Source organism: Kitasatospora sp. RG8 (assembly GCF_017813315.1).
In the GTDB taxonomy this organism is placed as follows: Bacteria; Actinomycetota; Actinomycetes; order Streptomycetales; family Streptomycetaceae; genus Kitasatospora.
The window spans coordinates 1-17,373 of sequence record NZ_JAGIYX010000038.1 but is presented as its reverse complement, the minus strand read 5'-3'; the positions used below and the strand labels follow the sequence as shown (position 1 = coordinate 17,373).

Genomic DNA, 17,373 nt, shown 5'->3' with positions numbered 1-17,373 from the left:
GAAACCGGTCGGATCAGCCTTTCCGCACGGACCGGGGATCGGTGAGCGCGGCCTGGACGAGCGGCAGGTACCGGCTGTCGACCTGGAGGTGGACCGGCGGGCCGCCGCCGGGCGGCCGGTACGTGGTGGCGGCCCAGTCCTGGCTGTACCAGGTGTCCGGTTCGGGCTCGTGGAAGCTGCCGCCGGCGGCCAGTTCGTTGTGGCCGAGGACACGGGAGCCGAAGCCGGCGACGGAGGCCCCTGGGGTGATGTGCAGCCGGCCGTTGACGTACGCGCGCTGCCAGCCGGGCCGGTCGGACCGGGCCGAGCAGGGCACCCGGACGGGCCGGCCCGCGGCCAGCCGGCGGCGGGTGCGGGCCACGTGCAGCCTGCGCAGGAACCCGTCCGCGAACAGTGTTATCAGCTCGCCGACGATCTCTCCCACGGCGTCCCCCCTCGGTCGTTTCCGGTACGGACGATTCTGTCCGGCCCGGACCGGCGCCGGGAGCGCCGAAAGGCGGAACCGTCCGGAGACGAAAGTCGACGGACCCGCGCCAGGGGGGGAGAGGCGCGGGTCCGTCCTATGACCGTCCGGGCCCTGGGGGGGAGAGGGCACTGGGGACGGCCAGCTTGTGGAGTTGTTACCGGTGGCCGACGGGGAGGTCAGATCCCCATCGGGTGCCAGACCGTCTTCGTCTCCAGGAACGAGAGTAGCCGGTCGGTACCGGGAGCATTGGTCCAGTCCTGGGCGAACGGGTCCAGCTCCGGACGGACCACCCTCTTCAGGGTATCCGCGGCGGCGGCCTCCAGCGCGCCCGCCGCGCCGGGACCGTCGGCCGCGATCGCCCCGGTGAGGTCCACCGCGTTGACGTCCTGGTGCGAGGCCAGGGTGGGCGCGATGTCGGCGGTCCGGCCCGAGACGATGTTGACGACGCCGCCCGGGACGTCCGAGGTGGCCAGCACCTCGCCCAGCGACAGGGCCGGCAGCGGGGCGTCGGCCGCGGCCGCGACCACCACCGTGTTGCCGGTCGCGATGGCCGGGGCGATCACCGAGACCAGGCCGAGCAGCGAGTGCCCGTAGCCGGCCTGCGGGGCGACGATCCCGACCACACCGGTCGGCTCCGGGGTGGAGAGGTTGAAGTACGGCCCGGCGACCGGGTTGGCGCCGCCCGCGATCTGGGCGACCTTGTCGGTCCAGCCCGCGTACCAGACCCAGCGGTCGATCGCCGCGTCCACCAGGGCGGCGGCCTTCTTCGGGCCGACGCCCTCGGAGAGCGCCACCTCGGTGGCGAACTGCTCGCGCCGGCCCTGGAGCATCTCGGCGACCCGGTACAGCACCTGGCCGCGGTTGTACGCGGTGGTGCCGGCCCAGCCCTTGACCGCCGCACGGGCGGCCACGACCGCGTCGCGGGTGTCCTTGCGGGTGCCGAGCGGGGCGTTGGCGAGCCACTCGCCCTTGGAGTCGGTCACCTCGTACACCCGCCCACTCTCGGAGCGCGGGAACTTCCCGCCGACGTACAGCTTGTAGGTCTTGAGGACATCAAGACGGCTCACGACATCAGACATCGAGGTAGGCCTCCAGACCGTGGCGGCCACCCTCGCGGCCGTAGCCCGACTCCTTGTAACCGCCGAACGGCGAGGTCGGGTCGAACTTGTTGAAGGTGTTGGCCCAGACCACGCCGGCCTTGAGCTTGCTGGCCATCCAGAGGATGCGCGAGCCCTTCTCCGTCCAGATGCCGGCGGAGAGGCCGTACGGGGTGTTGTTGGCCTTCGCGACTGCCTCTTCGGGGGTGCGGAAGGACAGCACCGACAGGACCGGGCCGAAGATCTCCTCCTGGGCGATCCGGTGGGCCTGGCTGACGCCGGTGAAGACGGTCGGCTTGAACCAGAAGCCGGTGCCCGGAAGCTCGCAGGCGGGCGACCAGCGCTCGGCGCCCTCGGCCTCGCCGGCGTCGGTCAGCGCGGTGATCCGGGCCAGCTGCTCGGCCGAGTTGATGGCACCGATGTCGGTGTTCTTGTCCAGCGGGTCGCCGACCCGCAGGGTGGCCATCCGGCGCTTCAGCGCGTCCAGCAGCTCGTCCTGGACCGACTCCTGGACCAGCAGGCGCGAACCCGCGCAGCAGACGTGGCCCTGGTTGAAGAAGATGCCGTTGACGATGCCCTCGACCGCCTGGTCGATCGCCGCGTCGTCGAAGACGATGTTGGCGGCCTTGCCGCCCAGCTCCAGCGACAGCTTCTTGCGGGTGCCCGCCAGCTGCTTGGCGATCGCCCGGCCGACCGGGGTGGAGCCGGTGAAGGCGACCTTGTTGACGTCCGGGTGCGCGGTGAGCGCGGCGCCGGTGCGGCCGTCACCGGTGACGATGTTGACGACGCCCTTCGGCAGACCGGCCTGGCGGCAGATGTCGGCGAAGCGGAGCGCGGTCAGCGGGGTGGTCTCGGCCGGCTTGAGCACGACCGTGTTGCCGGTGGCCAGTGCCGGGGCGATCTTCCACGCCAGCATCAGCAGCGGGAAGTTCCACGGGATGACCTGGCCGGCCACGCCCAGCGGCTTCGGGGCGGCGCCGAAGCCGGCGTAGTCCAGCTTGTCCGCCCAGCCCGCGTAGTAGAAGAAGTGCGCGGCGACCAGCGGCAGGTCGACGTCGCGGGTCTCGCGGATCGGCTTGCCGTTGTCGATCGACTCCAGGACGGCCAGCTCGCGGCTGCGCTCCTGGATGATCCGGGCGATCCGGAACAGGTACTTGGCGCGCTCGCTGCCGGGCAGCGCCGACCAGCCGGTGAAGGCCTTGCGGGCGGCGGCGACGGCGCGGTCCACGTCCTCGTCGGTGCCCTGGGCGAACTCGGCGAGCACCTGCTCGGTGGCCGGGTTGACCGTCTTCAGGGCCTCGCTGCCGGAGGAGTCGACGAACTCGCCGCCGATGAAGTGGCCGTAGGAGGTGGCGATGTCACCCGCGGCGGCGGGCGACTCGGGGGCCGGGGCGTACTCGAAGAGGCCGCCGCGCTTGGGGGCCACGGGCTCCTCGATGGTGTTCTTCTTGGCCATGGTGATCAGTCCACCGTCACGTAGTCGGGGCCGGAGTACCGTCCGGTGGTCAGCTTCTGACGCTGCATCAGCAGGTCGTTGAGCAGGCTGGAGGCGCCGAAGCGGAACCAGTGCGGGGTCAGCCAGTCGTCGCCGAGCGTCTCGTTGACCATCACCAGGTACTTCATGGCGTCCTTGGTGGTCTTGATGCCGCCGGCGGGCTTGACGCCGACCTGGACGCCGGTCTGCGCCTTGAAGTCGCGGACCGCCTCCAGCATCAGCAGGGTGACCGGCGGGGTCGCGTTGACGGCGACCTTGCCGGTCGAGGTCTTGATGAAGTCGGCACCGGCCAGCATCGCCAGCCACGAGACGCGGCGCACGTTGTCGTACGTCTGCAGCTCGCCGGTCTCGAAGATCACCTTGAGGTGGGCGGAGGTGCCGTCCGGGCGCCTGCACGCCTCCTTGACGGCGACGATCTCGTTGAAGACGTCCATGTACCGGCCGGAGAGGAAGGCACCCCGGTCGATCACCATGTCGATCTCGTCGGCGCCGGCCGCGACCGCGTCGGCGGTGTCGGCCAGCTTCACCGGGAGCGCGGCGCGCCCGGCGGGGAAGGCGGTGGCGACGGAGGCGACCTGGATGTCGGTGCCCTGCAGCGCGGCCTTCGCGGTGGCGACCATGTCCGGGTAGACACAGATCGCGGCGACCCGGGGGGTGGCCGGGTCGGTGGGGTCGGGGGTCCGGCCCTTCGCGCAGAGCGCGCGCACCTTGCCGACCGTGTCCGCGCCTTCGAGCGTGGTCAGGTCGATCATCGAGATGGCGAGGTCGATGGCATAGGCCTTCGCCGTGGTCTTGATCGAGCGGGTACCGAGAGTGGCGGCGCGCGCCTCCAGGCCGACCTGGTCGACGCCGGGCAGGCCGTGCAGGAAGCGGCGGAGCGAGGCCTCGGACGCCGCAACGTCCTGGAGACCGCTGCCCGCAACGCCGGGGGCATTGGCTGCAAGAGTGGACATAGTCACCAGACCAGCATATCTACGCGCGTAACATTGCGCTAGGCCCGGACCTTTTCGATGCCGGACCGAGACCTCCGAACCCCGTCCGCCCCGCTGGTCACCCCTGTAGATCGCGGGGGCCATGCGGCAGAATCGTCGGCATGACCGAATCCGACGGCAAGCCCCACCAGGGCCCGGCCGGCTCCGACGGGGAGCCCGTGTACGCCGACCGCGTGTACCGCTCCATTCCCGGTGTGATCTCCGGCGTGCTGTTGTTGGCCGTGGCCGGGTGGCTGATCGGGGACGCGGCGCTCAACGGGACGGGGAAGACGCCGTACGTGGCTCTGGCCGCGGTACCGGTGTTCGCCTTCCCGGTGATCGCCTACACGCTGCGGCCGGCCGTGCTGGCCAACGACCGGCGGCTGGTGGTGCGCAACCCGCTGCGGACGATCACGGCGCCGTGGGCGTCGGTGGACGCGCTGCGGGCCGGGTACTCGGTGGAGCTGCTGGCGGACGGCCGCAAGTTCCAGGTGTGGGCGGTGCCGGTGTCGCTGCGCCAGCGCAAGCGGGCCAACCGGGCCCAGCAGCGCGGCGGCGGCGTCGAGCACACCTCCCGGCTGGGGATGGTCGTGGGGCGCCAGCCCGTCCCCGAGGTCCTCGGCTCGCCGGACTCGACCAGGGCCTGGTCCGACCAGGTGGTCGCGGTGCTCCAGGAGATGGCCGAGCGGAACGCGTCGAGCCCCGACGCGGCCGGGCCGGTGACCGTCCGCTGGTGCTGGTGGATCATCGCGCCGACGCTGGCCGGCCTGGTCGCGCTGATCGCCGCGATCGCGGCCTAGGAACCACGACGACGAAGGGCCCGCCGGTCTCGGCGGGCCCTTCGTCGTCTGCGGGTGCGTCAGGCGTGTCCGGGGTGCGTCAGGCGCCTGCGGGGTGCGTCAGGCGTCGATCCCGGCGGCCGCGGCCAGGTCGCGCTTGATCCCGTCGAGCAGCCCGGCGGCGCGCTCGCGGGCGCCGGCCAGGTCGGCGGCGGAGGCCACCGGGAGGACGACCTCCAGGTAGCACTTCAGCTTGGGCTCGGTGCCGGACGGCCGGACGACGATCCGGGCCGAGCGGACGGCCTCGCCGGCCAGGTAGTAGCGCAGGCCGTCGGTCGGCGGCAGGTCGGCGGAGCCGGCGGTCAGGTCGTCCGCCTGGGTGACCTTCAGGCCGGCCAGCCCGGTCGGCGGCTGCTCGCGCAGGCGCCGCATCGCGTCGGCGATCAGCGAGAGGTCCTGGACGCGGACGGAGAGCTGGTCGGTGGCGTGCAGGCCGTGCTCCAGCGCCAGGTCGTCCAGCAGGTCGGCCAGGGTGCGGCCGGACTGCTTGAGCGTGGCGGCCAGTTCGGCGACCAGCAGGGCGGCGGTGATGCCGTCCTTGTCGCGCACGCCCTGCGGGTCGACGCAGTAGCCGAGCGCCTCCTCGTAGCCGTAGCGCAGGCCGTCGGCGCGGGCGATCCACTTGAAGCCGGTGAGCGTCTCGGTGTACCCGAGGCCCGCCGCCTCGGCGATCCGGCCGAGCAGCGTGGAGGAGACGATGGTGGTGGCGAAGGTGCCGGCGGCCTTCTTGGCGACCAGCGCGGCGCCGAGCAGCGCGCCGACGTCGTCGCCGCGGAGCATCCGCCAGCCGCTGCCCTGACCGGGGCCGCCGGCGGCGTTGCCGTTGGCGGGGACGGCCACCGCGCAGCGGTCGGCGTCCGGGTCGTTGGCGATGACGATGTCCGGGCCGACCGAGGCGGCGGTGCGGAAGGCGAGGTCCATCGCCCCCGGCTCCTCCGGGTTGGGGAAGGCCACGGTCGGGAAGTCCGGGTCGGGCTCGGCCTGCTCGGCGACCACGGTGGGCGCGGGGAAGCCGGCCCGGCGGAAGGCGGCGACCAGGGTGTCGCGGCCGACGCCGTGCATCGGGGTGTAGACGACGTCGAGGTCGCGCGGGCTGTGCGGGTCCACGATCGAGACGGCGCGGGCCAGGTACGCCTCGACGACGTCGCCGCCGACCACCTCCCAGCCGTCCTCGGCGAGCGGGACCTCGGCGAGCGAGCCGATCGCGTCGATCTCGGCGGCGATCCCGGCGTCGGCCGGCGGGACGATCTGCGAGCCGTCGCCCAGGTAGACCTTGTAGCCGTTGTCCTGCGGCGGGTTGTGGCTGGCGGTGACGGTGACGCCGGCGGCCGCGCCGAGGTGGCGGACGGCGAAGGCGAGCACCGGGGTGGGCAGGGCGTGCGGCAGCAGCGCGGCGCGCAGGCCCGCGCCGACCACCACGGCGGCGGTGTCGCGGGCGAAGTCGTACGACTTGTGGCGGGCGTCGTAGCCGATCACGACGAGGTCGCCGAGCTGTTCCTTCTTCACGTAGGCGACCAGCCCGGCGGCGGCCCGGATCACCACGGCGCGGTTCATCCGCATCGGGCCCGCGCCCAGCTCGCCGCGCAGGCCGGCGGTGCCGAACTGGAGCCGGCCGGAGAACCGCTCGGCCAGCTGGGACCAGGCGAGCTTGCTGTCCCCCTCGGCCTCCGGGCCCTCGGCCACGGCCAGCAGCGAGGTCAGCTCCTCGCGGGTCTGCGGGTCGGGGTCCTCAGCCAGCCAGGCCCGGGCCCGGGTGAGGAGATCGGTGGTGGGTGCCTGCGTCAAGGCCAGCTCCGTTGGGAAGTTCCGCAAGTGGGTGGGTGTGCGCATGCGGACGGGGCCCGCAGGCGGCTGTGATCCGCTGATCACAGCCGTCCGCGGACCCCGTCGCTCACGATTGTGAACCAGATCCGGGTCAGATCCGCTCAAGGACCTTCGCCAGCAGCGCGCCCATGCGCTCGGCGGAGGCCTTGCCGGCCTCCAGGACCTCGGCGTGGTTGAGCGGCTCGCCGGTCATGCCGGCGGCGAGGTTGGTGACCAGGGAGATGCCGAGCACCTCGGAGCCGGCCTCGCGGGCGGCGATGGCCTCCAGCGTGGTGGACATGCCGACCAGCTCGCCGCCGATCACCCGGGCCATGTGGACCTCGGCCGGGGTCTCGTAGTGCGGGCCGCGGAACTGCACGTAGACGGCCTCGTCGAGGGTGGAGTCCACCTCGCGGCAGAGGTCGCGCAGGCGCTTGGAGTAGAGGTCCGTCAGGTCGACGAAGTTGGCGCCGACGATCGGGGAGTCCGCGGTCAGGTTGATGTGGTCGCTGATCAGGACCGGCTGGCCGGGGACCCAGCCCTCGCGCAGACCGCCGCAGCCGTTGGTCAGCACGATGATGCCGCAGCCCGCGGCGGCGGCGGTGCGCACGCCGTGGACCACGGTGGCCACGCCGTGGCCCTCGTAGTAGTGGTTGCGGCCGAGGAAGATCAGGGCGCGCTTGTCGCCGATCTTCACCGAGCGGATCTTGCCGGCGTGGCCGGCCACGGCGGGGGCGGGGAAGCCCGGGAGGTCGGTGACCGGGAACTCTGCCACGGTCTCGCCCAGGGCGTCGGCGGCCGGCACCCAGCCGGAGCCCATCACCAGGGCGACGTCGTGGCGCTCGGCACCGGTCAGCTCGCGCAGGCGCGCGGCGGCGGCCTGGGCGGCGGCGTAGGGGTCGGCGGAGACGACCGACTGAGGAGATGCGTTCACACGTCCGAGGATAGACGGGAAATGGCTACGCGCGTAGAAAATCCTGGCGCGACGTGCCGGATCGTTACCCGGATGGCGTGAAAGTACAGCTCGCAGGCCCCTTTCCGCCCGTCCGCACGGGAGCAACCTACAGCCGCTTGGCGCTCCGCAGCCCCTTGGCGTACATGCCGTTGTCGTCCAGTCGCGCGGTGCCGCCCTTGTCGCCGAAGGTCGGGCCGTTGGCCTCCTCGCGGCTGGAGACGTAGCGGGGGTGGCCGTCGGTGTCCAGGCCGAGGTAGATGCCGGTGTGGTCGAGCCGGGCCCCGGTGCGCGCGTCGATCTCGAAGAAGACCAGGTCGCCGGGTTGCAGCGGGTCGATCGAGGCGGGCCGCAGGGTGGTGTCCGAGCCGGGCGCGGTGGTCAGCGGCAGCACCGGCACGCCGGGCGCGAGCCGGGCCAGGCCGTTGGCGGTGCGCTGGAGGCCGTTGCCGGCGACGTCCTTGCTGAGCAGCGGGTAGCCGGCGCGGTAGCCGTAGACCATCCGGACGAAGCCGGAGCAGTCGAAGGCGCCGTAGCGGGTCTTGTCGGGCTGCTTGGTGACCTTGTCGGCGAAGGTGTACGCGGTGCCGAGGTAGTCGAGGAAGTCGGTCTGCTCCAGCCGCAGGTCGTTGCCGGCCGAGCCGTTCGGGTTGAGCGGGCCGAACGAGGCGTCGCCCTTGATCCGTACGCCCTTGGCGTCCTTGCCCTCCGGCGCGCCCGCCAGGTACTGGGTGGCGATCGCCAGCACGTCGTCCGCCGTGGAGCCCAGCGACTGCTGGAACCAGGTGCGGAACCAGCCGTCGTTCTCCGCGCCGGCCTTCCAGGCCTGCGGCATCAGCCGGACCCAGCTGTCGCTGACCAGGGTGGCCGAGGTGGTGCCCGGTTCGGTGAAGGTGCGGCTCGGTCCGGCCAGGACGGCGGTGCGGGCGCCGTCGGTCAGGGTGGCGACCACGCCGCCGCGGGAGTCCCGGACCACCGTGCGGTCCGGCCCGGCCAGCCGCTCGTACCGGTAGCCGGCGCCGGCCTGGGCGGTGCCCTGGGCGGCGGCCGGGCTCGGCGTGACGGTGGCGGCGATCAGCGGCGCGGTGCCGCCGGCCGCGGCGGGCTGCCCGTCGCGGTCCCGCAACTGGACGGTGAGGTACCCGCTGGCGGCCAGCAGGGTGACGGCGAGACCGCCGCTGAGCAGGGACTTCCGGGTGACTGGCATGGGCGCTTCCTGGAGGGGGCGGGACGGGGCCGGTCCGGTGGGCACCAGGGGCGGCCCACCGGTCGGTCCTACGTGCCGGGGAGGGCGCCGAGCAGCACGCCGGCGGTGAGGACGACGTAGTTGGCGAGCGTCACCGTGCTGGTGGCCATCAGGGTGGCGGCCCGCGGCTGGCGGACCAGCTGGTAGGCGATCAGGCCGGGGACGATGAAGCCGAGCGTCTGGTTGGCGTACAGGGTGGGCAGCTCGCGCTGGAGGACCAGCATCACGGTGGCCTGGAGCAGCACGCCGATCAGCACCACGGCGGCGAACAGCCGCTTGCCGTAGAGGATCACCAGCTTCTGGACGACCCGGGTGGCGAGGTAGGTCAGCACCGTCACGCCGATCACGATGGCCACCCGCTGGAGGTCCTCGACCAGGGTGAGGGCCAGCCAGCCGGGGGTGATCATGCCGCCGGGGGAGAGGTTGGTGGTCAGGTAGCAGACGAGCGAGAAGACCAGGCCGAGCGCGATGCCGATGGCGGCGATCTCGGGGGTGAGCTCGGTGGGGATCACTGCTGGTCTCCGTACGGGAAGGGGCGCTGCGGGCGGGCGGGGGCCGGGTCGAACCAGGAGTCGGGCAGCGGCTCCGGGACGTACACGGGCTGGGCGGCGGCGGGCCCGGCGTACGCGGGCCCGGGGTGGGCGGGCCGGGCGTACGCGGGTTCCGTGTAGTACGCGGGCCCGGGCTCGTCGTACGGGCGGTACCCCGCGTCCGGCCGGTACCCGGTCACCACGTCCGGCTCCTCGTACGGATCCCCGTGCGGCTCCTCGTACGGCGCCTCGTACGGCTCCGCGTCCGGCTCGTCGTCGGGGGCCAGCCGGGCGAGCTCGTCCAGGAACAGCTCGCCCTGGCCGTGGATGTTGCCGATCGCGACCAGCGAGGAGTCCGGCCCGAGGCCGGCCAGCAGCTCCGCGGTGAGCGCCGCCGGGTCGCGCTTGTCGCCGCCGAGGTCGACCACCCGCCCCGACCAGCCCGCCGGGATGCCGTCCCTGGCGCTCTTGGTGGGGTGGCCGATCAGGAAGACGGTGTCCGGGTCGAGGTCCGGCACGATCTGGCCCATCTGGCCGTTGCGCTCGACGCGGTCCGGGCGGCAGTTGATCACCACGTTCAGCGGGCGGTTGATCGCGCCGAGGCCCTCCAGCTGGCGGACGTTCATCAGCGTGGACTCGGGGTCGTTGGCCGCGAACACGTTGGCGAACCGCAGCCGCTTGCCGTCCTCGGTGCGGTAGCGCTCGACCGAGAGGACGCCCGGGTCCGGCGGCGCCTGCCACATGCCCTGGAGCGCCGTCTGCCGTTCCACGCCGAGGAGCTCGGCGACCGCGAGGGCGATGGCCACGTTCTCCTTGAAGGTGAACCAGCTGAAGCCGCGCAGCTCCTCGTCGGTCACCGACTCCGGGTCGACGACGATCAGCTCGCAGTTCCGCCGGGCCGCCTCCTCGCGCAGGATGTGCGCGCGCTCCTGCTCGGCGGTGACGCAGACGCCGCCGACCGGCATCGAGCGGGAGAGCGAGCGGGCGACGTCGTCCAGGGTCGGGCCCATCTCGGCGAGGTGGTCCTCACGGACGTTGCAGAGCACGCCGATGGTGGAGCGGATCAGCTTGGTCTGGTTGACCTCCTGGAGCGCCGGCATCACCGCCATGCACTCGATCACCAGGGCGTCCGGGCGGTAGGTCGCGGCGCGGCGGACGATGCCGATCTGCTCCACCACGTTGGCGATGCCGAACTTGCGGTAGACCGGCTCCTCCGTCGCGTCGGGGTGGATGAACCGGGCCGCGGTACCGGTGGTCTTGGCGACGGTGACCAGGTCGCCGCCGCGCAGCGCGCCGGCGCAGAGCCGGGTGATCGAGCTCTTGCCGCGGATGCCGTTGACCAGCACCCGGGTGGGGATCTGCTCCAGCGCCGCGAAGTGCCGGCGCTGCTCGACGATGCCCGCCACCAGCAGGACGGCGCAGCACACCAGCAGCACGAGGTAGAGGAAGAGCACGTCGGAGGTCCTCTCAGCGGGCGGTGGTGGAGGCGGGGGCGGTGGGCGCGCCGCGGCCGGACGGGGCCTTGGCGGCGGACCCGAGGTCCTGGCGGATCAGCTCCAGGCTGCGGGCGACGGCGCCGACCTCGTCGTGGTGGACGGGGTAGAGCACGGTGCGGCGGTCCCCGGCGGCCAGCGCCTCGGCGCTCGCGGCGAGGCGGCGCAGCGGCAGGCCGACGGCGATGAAGAGCCAGCCGAGGCAGAGCGTGGCGGCGGCCAGGCCGAGCATGCCGGCCAGCACGGCGCGCCGGTCGGCCCGGTTCTGGTCGAGGTGGAGCCAGGCCACCGGGTGGGCGGTGACCACGGACCAGCCGAGCTTGGCGACGGTGCCGTTGCCGCCGAGCTGGGCGGCGGAGACCAGGGAGGGGTCGCCGCCGGTCCGCACGACATCGGCGGCGGGGCCCTTCTTGGCGTCGTCCAGGACGGCCCGGGCACGGCCCTCGGGGAGGTCGCCGAACGAGCTGTAGCCCTCGTTGGCGGCGAGGACGCGCTGCCGGTCGTCGATCAGCCAGACCCGGCCGAGGCCCGGGCGGGTGAGCAGGGTGCTCAGGAAGTCGGTCTTGAACTCGCCGACCACCACCGGGCCCTTGGCCGTCTGGGCGTCGTCCCCCTCCGGCTCGGCGGGGGCGGCGGTGAGCGCCGCGCGGGCGGCGATCCGCGGCTCCTTGCCGGACGTGTTGAGCAGCAGGACGCCGCTCGGGCCGACCGCCTCCGGCCCGGTGCGGTGCGGGGTGTCGCCGGCCTGGGCGAGCAGCTCGCCGCCGGCGCCGAGGACGTAGAGCGAGCGGTAGCGGTCGTGCTCGGCGAGGGTGGCCCGGAGCAGGGTCGTGGCCTGGCCGACGGAGGCGCCGGCGAGCGCGGGGGCGAGCGAGCGCAGGTCGGCGTAGCCCTCGTTGAGCGCCTGGCGGACCCGGTCGGCGGCGGTGTCGGTGCGGTCCCGCTGGCCGGCCACCACCTGGGTCGGGACGCGGACCTCGGTGTCGGAACCGCCGAGCAGGAGCAGCGGGCCGGACCAGCCGAGGATGACGACGGCGCACAGGGCGAGCGGCAGCGCGATCCCGGGGCGGCGCTTCGCCGCCGGGGCCTCGGCCGGCGGGCGGGCCGGGTCGAGCAGCTGGAGCCGCAGCTCCTCCAGAGCGCGGTTGATCCGGCCGGCCTCGCCGCGCCTGGGCCCGCGGACCGGCTGGTCCAGCTCGCCGCGGGTGAGCCGGCGGGCGTCCAGGAAGAGCCGGAGCAGGGGGCGCTGGAGGGTGCGGATCAGGAAGAAGGCCAGCAGCAGGGCGACCACCAGCAGCGCGCCGGCGGCGGCCAGGCCGAGGGCCGGGTGGCGCAGGCTGCCGGGCTTGCCGTCGACCGTGCTGGTGGAGACGACGGTGAGGCCGAGCGGAGTGGCCGGGTCGTGCCCGCCGGGGGTGGCGACGACCGCGTAGCCGGCCACCCGGCGCACGCCCTTGTCGTCGGGGCTGCCGGCCAGGCTGCCGGAGGCGGTCTCGCCGGGCGTGGGGCGCTGCCGGGCGGCGCGCTCCCGGGCGGTGGCGACCAGCCGCTTGTCGGGCTCGGCGAGCGCGGCGCCGGTGGAGTCCAGGACGGCGCCGGTGGCGTCGAGGACCTGGATGGTCTGTTCCTTGCGGGTGGCGATGCCGGGCAGCCGCAGGTTGTCGGAGGCGACCAGCAGGGCCCGGCCGTCCGCCTTGGTGGTCACCAGGGCGAAGGTGAGCAGCCGGGTTCCGGCGGTGGAGGGCACCAGCAGCGGCGCGGGTGGGGTGTCGGTGACCTTGGCGAGGTCGAGGCCGGCCAGCGGGACGGTCTCGCCGCGGGCGGCGAGCAGCCGGCCGGTGTCGGGCCGGACGATCACCGTGCCGCGCCACTTCTGGTACGCCTGGCCGAGCGCGGTCAGCACGGCCGCGGGCTCGGCGGGGGCGTCGTCGTAGCGGGCGGCGGCGCGGCGCAGGTCGGTGGCGCTCTCGTGGAGTCCGGCGCGGAGCGAGCCGGCGGTGTCCTCGGCGGCGAACTGGTGGGACTCGCGGACGGCCTGCGGGGTGTCGTCCACCCGCAGGCCCCCGACGGCGAGCGCGGTGATCGCGGCGACGGCCAGCAGCAGGATCAGCAGCAGCGCGATCGGCGGTCGGATGCCCCCGAGCAGCGGCATGTCGGCCCGTCGGCGATAGCGGTGCTGCCGCGGCGGGTTGGTTGCCGTGCTCACGAGGGGCCTCGTCATCGGTTCGGGGGCTGCGGCGTGTCCGCCGCCCCCCGGAGCCGCGCCGCGACCTGTGGTCAAGCCCTGGTCAAAACCTGAAAAGCGTACGAAGTGGTTCACGAAATGCTGTCACGTTTCGGTATCGAAACGGAGAATCTTTGGGTACGCCATGTGTGGATCATGGAAAAAGAGGCGCGCACGGTAAGTTCTCGCCCTATGGAGACTCTGCCCGTGAAGAGAGCGGGTTCCCGCCGCGCGGTCGTGCTGCCGATGGCGGCGCTGCTGGTGCTGGCGGCGCTGGCCGTCGGGCTGACGGTCGCGGCCCGCGGTTCCGCGGGGCGGCCGGGCGCGGCGGCCACGGCGGGCCCGACCGGCCCGCTGCCGGTGGACCTGGCGGCCCGGGTGGACGCGTACACCGCCGGCTTCGCCGCGGGCACCCCGTACACGGTCCCGGACGCGGTGCAGCGCCGGGCCGTCGCGGACGGCGTGGTGGCGGCGCTCGACGGGCGGCCCGAGCAGGCCGGGCAGGCGCTCGCGCCGGTGGGCTACCGGCTCAGCGAGTTCACCGAGGCGGGCAGCGGGCGCCGGGTGGCCGAGATCGCCGAGGACGGCCCGGCGGACCGGCGCGGCTGGGGCCGGGTCTACCTGGACCTCTCGGCGAAGGACTACTGGTCGGTGCAGGTGCCGCACCCCGTCTCCGACAGCCGCACCGAAATGCTCGGGGTGGACCTCTTCCGGGCCGCGCCCGGCGGGGTGCTGGTGCTCGCCGGGGCGCACCGCAGGGCGGGCGCGGACGGCTCGTCCGATCCGGCCCACCGCAGCGACACCGTGTTCGCCGCCGTGATCGAGGCGCTCACCGCGCGCGGGCTGCCCGGCATCCAGGTGCACGGCTTCGACGAGGGGAGCCTGCCCGGGCAGGACACGGTGGTCTCCAGCGGCGCGGGCCAGGCCGGGCCGGCCGCCGAGCTGACCGCGGCCGGGCTCGGGCGGGCCGGGTTCGCGGTCTGCCGGGCGTGGCAGGAGAAGTGCGGGCAGCTGGAGGGCACCACCAACGTCGAGGGCCGCTTCGCGGCGGGCCTCGCGGTGCCGTGGCTGCACGTCGAGCTGGCCAACGCGCTGCGCACCGAGCCGGCCCGGCGGGCCGCGGTGGCGGCGGCCCTGGCCGCCACCGCCGTCTCCTGGCGTGGCCCGGCTACGCCCTGACGCGCCTCAGCAGGGGCGGCGGCGCAGGTCCAGGACGTAGTCGTGCGGCGCGCCGGCGCTCTCCGCGGCGTCCGCGATCAGCCCGAGGTAGCGGGCGGCGGGCAGGCCGCCCTCGTAGTCGTTGAGCACGTACGTCCAGACCGGGATGTCGCCGTCCAGGGTGTGCGCGCGCAGCTTGATCTTGCGGTAGATGCCGAGCTGGACGCCCTCCCAGCGGTCGAGGCCCTCCTCGTCCATCGGCGCGACGTCGTACAGCGAGACGAAGACCTGGTCCTTCTCGTCCTCGACCACCGTCGCCAGCGAGCCCTCCCAGCCGAGCTGTTCGCCGCCGAAGGTGAGTCGCCAGCCGTCCAGCCACCCGCTGCCGCGCAGGGGGGAGTGCGGCGCGCGGCGGGTCATCTGCCGGGCATCGAGGTTGGTGGCATACGCGGCGTAAAGGGGCATGGGGGGAAGCCTACGTTCACGGGGCGATTGCACAGAAGCCCCGACCCCGGCGTGGCAGCGCTCCCGGCGTACGGGACAATGGTGAGCGTGACTCGGATCGTGATCATCGGTGGCGGACCCGGCGGCTACGAGGCGGCGCTCGTCGCCGCTCAGCTCGGCGCGGAGGTGACCGTCGTCGACCGCGACGGTCTGGGCGGATCGGCGGTGCTCACGGACTGCGTGCCGTCGAAGACCCTGATCGCGACCGCGGAGGTGATGACGACCTTCGACAGCTCGTACGAGGAGCTGGGCATCATCGTCGCCGACGACACCCCGCCGCTGGAGCAGCAGGCCAGGGTGGTCGGCGTGGACCTGGGCAAGGTCAACCGACGGGTGAAGCGACTCGCCATCGCGCAGTCGCACGACATCACCCAGTCGGTGACCCGTGCCGGCGTGACGGTGCTGCGCGGCCGGGGCCGGCTCGGCGCCGGCGGGCAGGCCGTGGACGGCTCCCGCGAGGTGCTCGTGGACGCGCCCGACGGCAGCGTCCAGTCGCTGCGCGCCGACGCGGTGCTGATCGCCACCGGGGCCCACCCGCGCGAGCTGCCGGACGCCCAGCCGGACGGCGAGCGGATCCTGACCTGGACCCAGGTGTACGACCTGGACGAGCTGCCGCGCGAGCTGATCGTGGTCGGCTCCGGCGTCACCGGCGCCGAGTTCGCCGGCGCCTACCAGGCGATCGGCTCCAAGGTCACCCTGGTCTCCAGTCGTGACCGGGTGCTGCCGGGCGAGGACCCGGACGCCGCCGAGGTGCTGGAGGAGGTCTTCCGCCGCCGCGGCATGAACGTGATGAGCCGCTCCCGCGCCGAGGGCGCCAAGCGCGTGGGCGACCACGTCGAGGTGACCCTCTCCGACGGCACGGTGATCAAGGGCACGCACTGTCTGATGGCGGTCGGCTCGATCCCGAACACCGCGGACATGGGCCTGGAGGAGGCCGGGGTCAAGCTCAACGACTGGGGCCAGATCCAGGTCGACCGGGTCTCCCGCACCAGCGCCCCCGGCGTGTACGCGGCCGGCGACTGCACCGGCGTCTTCATGCTCGCCTCGGTGGCGGCCATGCAGGGCCGGATCGCGATGTACCACGCGCTCGGCGACGCGGTGCAGCCGCTGAACCTGAAGACCGTGGCCTCCAACGTCTTCACCGACCCGGAGATCGCGACCGTCGGCTACACCGCCGCCGACGTGAAGTGCGGCAAGATGGACGCGGTCGAGGTCAAGCTTCCGCTGCGCGGCAACCCGCGGGCCAAGATGCAGGGCATCCGGGACGGCTTCGTGAAGCTGTTCTGCCGCCCGGGCACCGGCATCGTGGTCGGCGGTGTGGTGGTCGCCCCGCGCGCCAGCGAACTGATCCACCCGATCTCGCTCGCGGTGGACGCCAATCTGACGGTCGAACAGGTGGCCAGCGCCTTCACCGTCTACCCGTCGGTCTCCGGCTCGACCGCCGAGGCCGCCCGCCAGCTCCACATCAGGAAGCGGGCCGAGGGCGAAAACTGAGCACCCGACGCGAAGTTGAGGGCGGCTGCCGGCAGGTGGCCGCCCTTCGCGCATGCAGGGGTTTCACCCGGACGGCGGGCGCAGTTCCGGTTTGCTGACGGCGCGTATTGTACGGTCACGCGCCGCTCGTGCGTGAGCAATTCCGGCTACCAGCTGCAAACGCCTGAAAGCAGACGGTCACGCAGGTTACCGTCGGTTCTGTGTTTGCAGCAGAACGTCGCCAGTTGATCCTCGAAATGGTGCGCGCCAACGGAGCCGTGTCGCTCCGTGAACTGGCCCGCGTCGTCCAGACCTCCGAAGTGACCGTGCGCCGAGACGTACGGGCACTGGAGGCAGAAGGGCTCCTCGACCGCCGGCACGGCGGCGCGGTGCTCCCCGGCGGCTTCAGCCGCGAACCCGGCTACCCGCAGAAGACCCACCTCTCCGCGGCCGAGAAGAGCGCCATCGCCGATCTCGCCGCGGGCCTGGTGGAGGAGGGCGACGCCGTGGTGGTCGGCGCCGGTACCACCACCCAGGAGCTGGCCCGCAGACTGGCCCGGGTGCCCGGGCTGACGGTGGTCACCAACTCGTTGCTGGTCGCCCAGGCGCTGGCGCACGCCAACCGGGTGGAGGTGGTGATGACCGGCGGGACCCTGCGGGGCTCCAACTACGCCCTGGTGGGCAGCGGGGCGGAGCAGTCGCTGCACGGGCTGCGGGTCTCCAAGGCGTTCATCTCCGGCAGCGGGCTGACGGCCGAACGCGGCCTGTCGACCACGAACATGCTCTCCGCGAGCGTGGACCGGGCTCTGGTGCAGTCGGCCGCCGAGGTCATCGTCCTCGCCGACCACACCAAGCTCGGCGCGGACACCATGTTCCAGACCGTGCCGACCGAGACCATCACCCGGCTGGTCACGGACGAGCAGGCCACCTCCGAGGACGGCACCGCGCGCGAGCTGGACGCGCTCGCCGACTGCGGCGTGCAGATCGACCTCGCGCCGCTCGGCGCCGCCCCCGCCGGGGACGCCCCGGTGCACGGCACCGGCAGCGGGCCGGTCCACCAGACCCAGCCCGGCCCGATGGCCCGCCGGGCCGCCCCGCCGCCCGGGGGCGCGCCGCTGCCCG

The 17,373-nt window shown here is 73.5% G+C and carries 15 protein-coding genes; 4 read left to right on the top strand and 11 right to left on the bottom strand.

The window, feature by feature from the left end; genetic code table 11:
• Nucleotides 1-13: 13 nt before the first annotated feature.
• From J5Y04_RS36010 to deoC, 4 genes are all read right to left on the bottom strand, one after another.
• Nucleotides 14-424, bottom strand: coding sequence for a hypothetical protein (locus J5Y04_RS36010; protein ID WP_209416749.1), 411 nt, complete (start codon nucleotides 422-424; stop codon nucleotides 14-16).
• A 218-nt stretch (nucleotides 425-642) separates the two neighbouring features.
• Nucleotides 643-1,545, bottom strand: a complete 903-nt coding sequence (locus tag J5Y04_RS36005; protein ID WP_209416748.1) for an aldehyde dehydrogenase family protein — start codon at nucleotides 1,543-1,545, stop codon at nucleotides 643-645.
• On the bottom strand, nucleotides 1,538-3,019 hold the full coding sequence (locus J5Y04_RS36000; RefSeq protein WP_209416747.1) for an aldehyde dehydrogenase family protein: 1,482 nt from the start codon (nucleotides 3,017-3,019) through the stop codon (nucleotides 1,538-1,540). The genes J5Y04_RS36005 and J5Y04_RS36000 overlap by 8 nt, the downstream gene beginning before the upstream one ends.
• Nucleotides 3,020-3,024: 5 nt before the next feature.
• The gene (gene deoC, locus J5Y04_RS35995; RefSeq protein ID WP_209416746.1) at nucleotides 3,025-4,011 is read right to left on the bottom strand and encodes a deoxyribose-phosphate aldolase; all 987 of its coding nucleotides are present in this window, start codon (nucleotides 4,009-4,011) and stop codon (nucleotides 3,025-3,027) included.
• A 140-nt stretch (nucleotides 4,012-4,151) separates the two neighbouring features.
• On the opposite strand from deoC, the gene J5Y04_RS35990 reads away from it, so the two are divergent.
• Entirely contained in the window at nucleotides 4,152-4,829 is a 678-nt protein-coding gene (locus J5Y04_RS35990; protein WP_209416745.1) for a PH domain-containing protein, read from the top strand.
• Nucleotides 4,830-4,928: 99 nt separating this feature from the next.
• Here J5Y04_RS35990 and J5Y04_RS35985 read toward each other — a convergent pair whose 3' ends face one another.
• The 6 genes from J5Y04_RS35985 to J5Y04_RS35960 form a co-directional block, all read right to left on the bottom strand.
• Nucleotides 4,929-6,653 carry a phospho-sugar mutase gene (locus tag J5Y04_RS35985; RefSeq protein ID WP_245206154.1) on the bottom strand — a complete coding sequence of 575 codons (1,725 nt, stop codon included), beginning with the start codon at nucleotides 6,651-6,653 and terminating at the stop codon, nucleotides 4,929-4,931.
• Nucleotides 6,654-6,783: 130 nt separating this feature from the next.
• The gene (locus tag J5Y04_RS35980; protein ID WP_209416743.1) at nucleotides 6,784-7,605 is read right to left on the bottom strand and encodes a purine-nucleoside phosphorylase; all 822 of its coding nucleotides are present in this window, start codon (nucleotides 7,603-7,605) and stop codon (nucleotides 6,784-6,786) included.
• Between the two features lie 127 nt (nucleotides 7,606-7,732).
• The gene (locus J5Y04_RS35975) at nucleotides 7,733-8,830 is read right to left on the bottom strand and encodes an NlpC/P60 family protein (RefSeq protein WP_209416742.1); all 1,098 of its coding nucleotides are present in this window, start codon (nucleotides 8,828-8,830) and stop codon (nucleotides 7,733-7,735) included.
• Nucleotides 8,831-8,898: 68 nt separating this feature from the next.
• On the bottom strand, nucleotides 8,899-9,381 hold the full coding sequence (locus J5Y04_RS35970) for a poly-gamma-glutamate biosynthesis protein PgsC/CapC (protein ID WP_063349074.1): 483 nt from the start codon (nucleotides 9,379-9,381) through the stop codon (nucleotides 8,899-8,901).
• Nucleotides 9,378-10,853 (bottom strand): poly-gamma-glutamate synthase PgsB, encoded by a 1,476-nt coding sequence (gene pgsB / locus J5Y04_RS35965; RefSeq protein ID WP_307853474.1) that lies wholly within the window; start codon nucleotides 10,851-10,853, stop codon nucleotides 9,378-9,380. Before pgsB ends, J5Y04_RS35970 begins: the two co-directional genes overlap by 4 nt.
• A gap of 13 nt (nucleotides 10,854-10,866) precedes the next feature.
• The gene (locus tag J5Y04_RS35960; RefSeq protein WP_307853473.1) at nucleotides 10,867-13,098 is read right to left on the bottom strand and encodes a HAMP domain-containing protein; all 2,232 of its coding nucleotides are present in this window, start codon (nucleotides 13,096-13,098) and stop codon (nucleotides 10,867-10,869) included.
• 225 nt (nucleotides 13,099-13,323) lie between these two features.
• On the opposite strand from J5Y04_RS35960, the gene J5Y04_RS35955 reads away from it, so the two are divergent.
• Nucleotides 13,324-14,295 carry a hypothetical protein gene (locus J5Y04_RS35955; protein ID WP_209416741.1) on the top strand — a complete coding sequence of 324 codons (972 nt, stop codon included), beginning with the start codon at nucleotides 13,324-13,326 and terminating at the stop codon, nucleotides 14,293-14,295.
• Nucleotides 14,296-14,301: 6 nt separating this feature from the next.
• On the opposite strand, the gene J5Y04_RS35950 is transcribed toward J5Y04_RS35955, so the two are convergent.
• Nucleotides 14,302-14,739 carry a gamma-glutamylcyclotransferase gene (locus J5Y04_RS35950; RefSeq protein WP_209416740.1) on the bottom strand — a complete coding sequence of 146 codons (438 nt, stop codon included), beginning with the start codon at nucleotides 14,737-14,739 and terminating at the stop codon, nucleotides 14,302-14,304.
• Between the two features lie 78 nt (nucleotides 14,740-14,817).
• On the opposite strand from J5Y04_RS35950, the gene J5Y04_RS35945 reads away from it, so the two are divergent.
• Nucleotides 14,818-16,272 (top strand): NAD(P)H-quinone dehydrogenase, encoded by a 1,455-nt coding sequence (locus J5Y04_RS35945; RefSeq protein WP_209416739.1) that lies wholly within the window; start codon nucleotides 14,818-14,820, stop codon nucleotides 16,270-16,272.
• 236 nt (nucleotides 16,273-16,508) lie between these two features.
• Nucleotides 16,509-17,373: DeoR/GlpR family DNA-binding transcription regulator (locus tag J5Y04_RS35940; protein ID WP_245206159.1), on the top strand; the 865-nt coding region annotated here is incomplete at its 3' end.

What these genes read in the sequence shown, in the direction of transcription:
- J5Y04_RS36005 (WP_209416748.1), bottom strand. Translation starts at nt 1,545, where the DNA reads ATGTCTGATGTCGTGAGCCGTCTTGATGTCCTCAAGACCTACAAGCTG.
- J5Y04_RS36000 (WP_209416747.1), bottom strand. Translation starts at nt 3,019, where the DNA reads ATGGCCAAGAAGAACACCATCGAGGAGCCCGTGGCCCCCAAGCGCGGC.
- deoC (WP_209416746.1), bottom strand. Translation starts at nt 4,011, where the DNA reads ATGTCCACTCTTGCAGCCAATGCCCCCGGCGTTGCGGGCAGCGGTCTC.
- J5Y04_RS35990 (WP_209416745.1), top strand. Translation starts at nt 4,152, where the DNA reads ATGACCGAATCCGACGGCAAGCCCCACCAGGGCCCGGCCGGCTCCGAC.
- J5Y04_RS35975 (WP_209416742.1), bottom strand. Translation starts at nt 8,830, where the DNA reads ATGCCAGTCACCCGGAAGTCCCTGCTCAGCGGCGGTCTCGCCGTCACC.
- J5Y04_RS35950 (WP_209416740.1), bottom strand. Translation starts at nt 14,739, where the DNA reads ATGCCCCTTTACGCCGCGTATGCCACCAACCTCGATGCCCGGCAGATG.
- J5Y04_RS35945 (WP_209416739.1), top strand. Translation starts at nt 14,818, where the DNA reads ATGGTGAGCGTGACTCGGATCGTGATCATCGGTGGCGGACCCGGCGGC.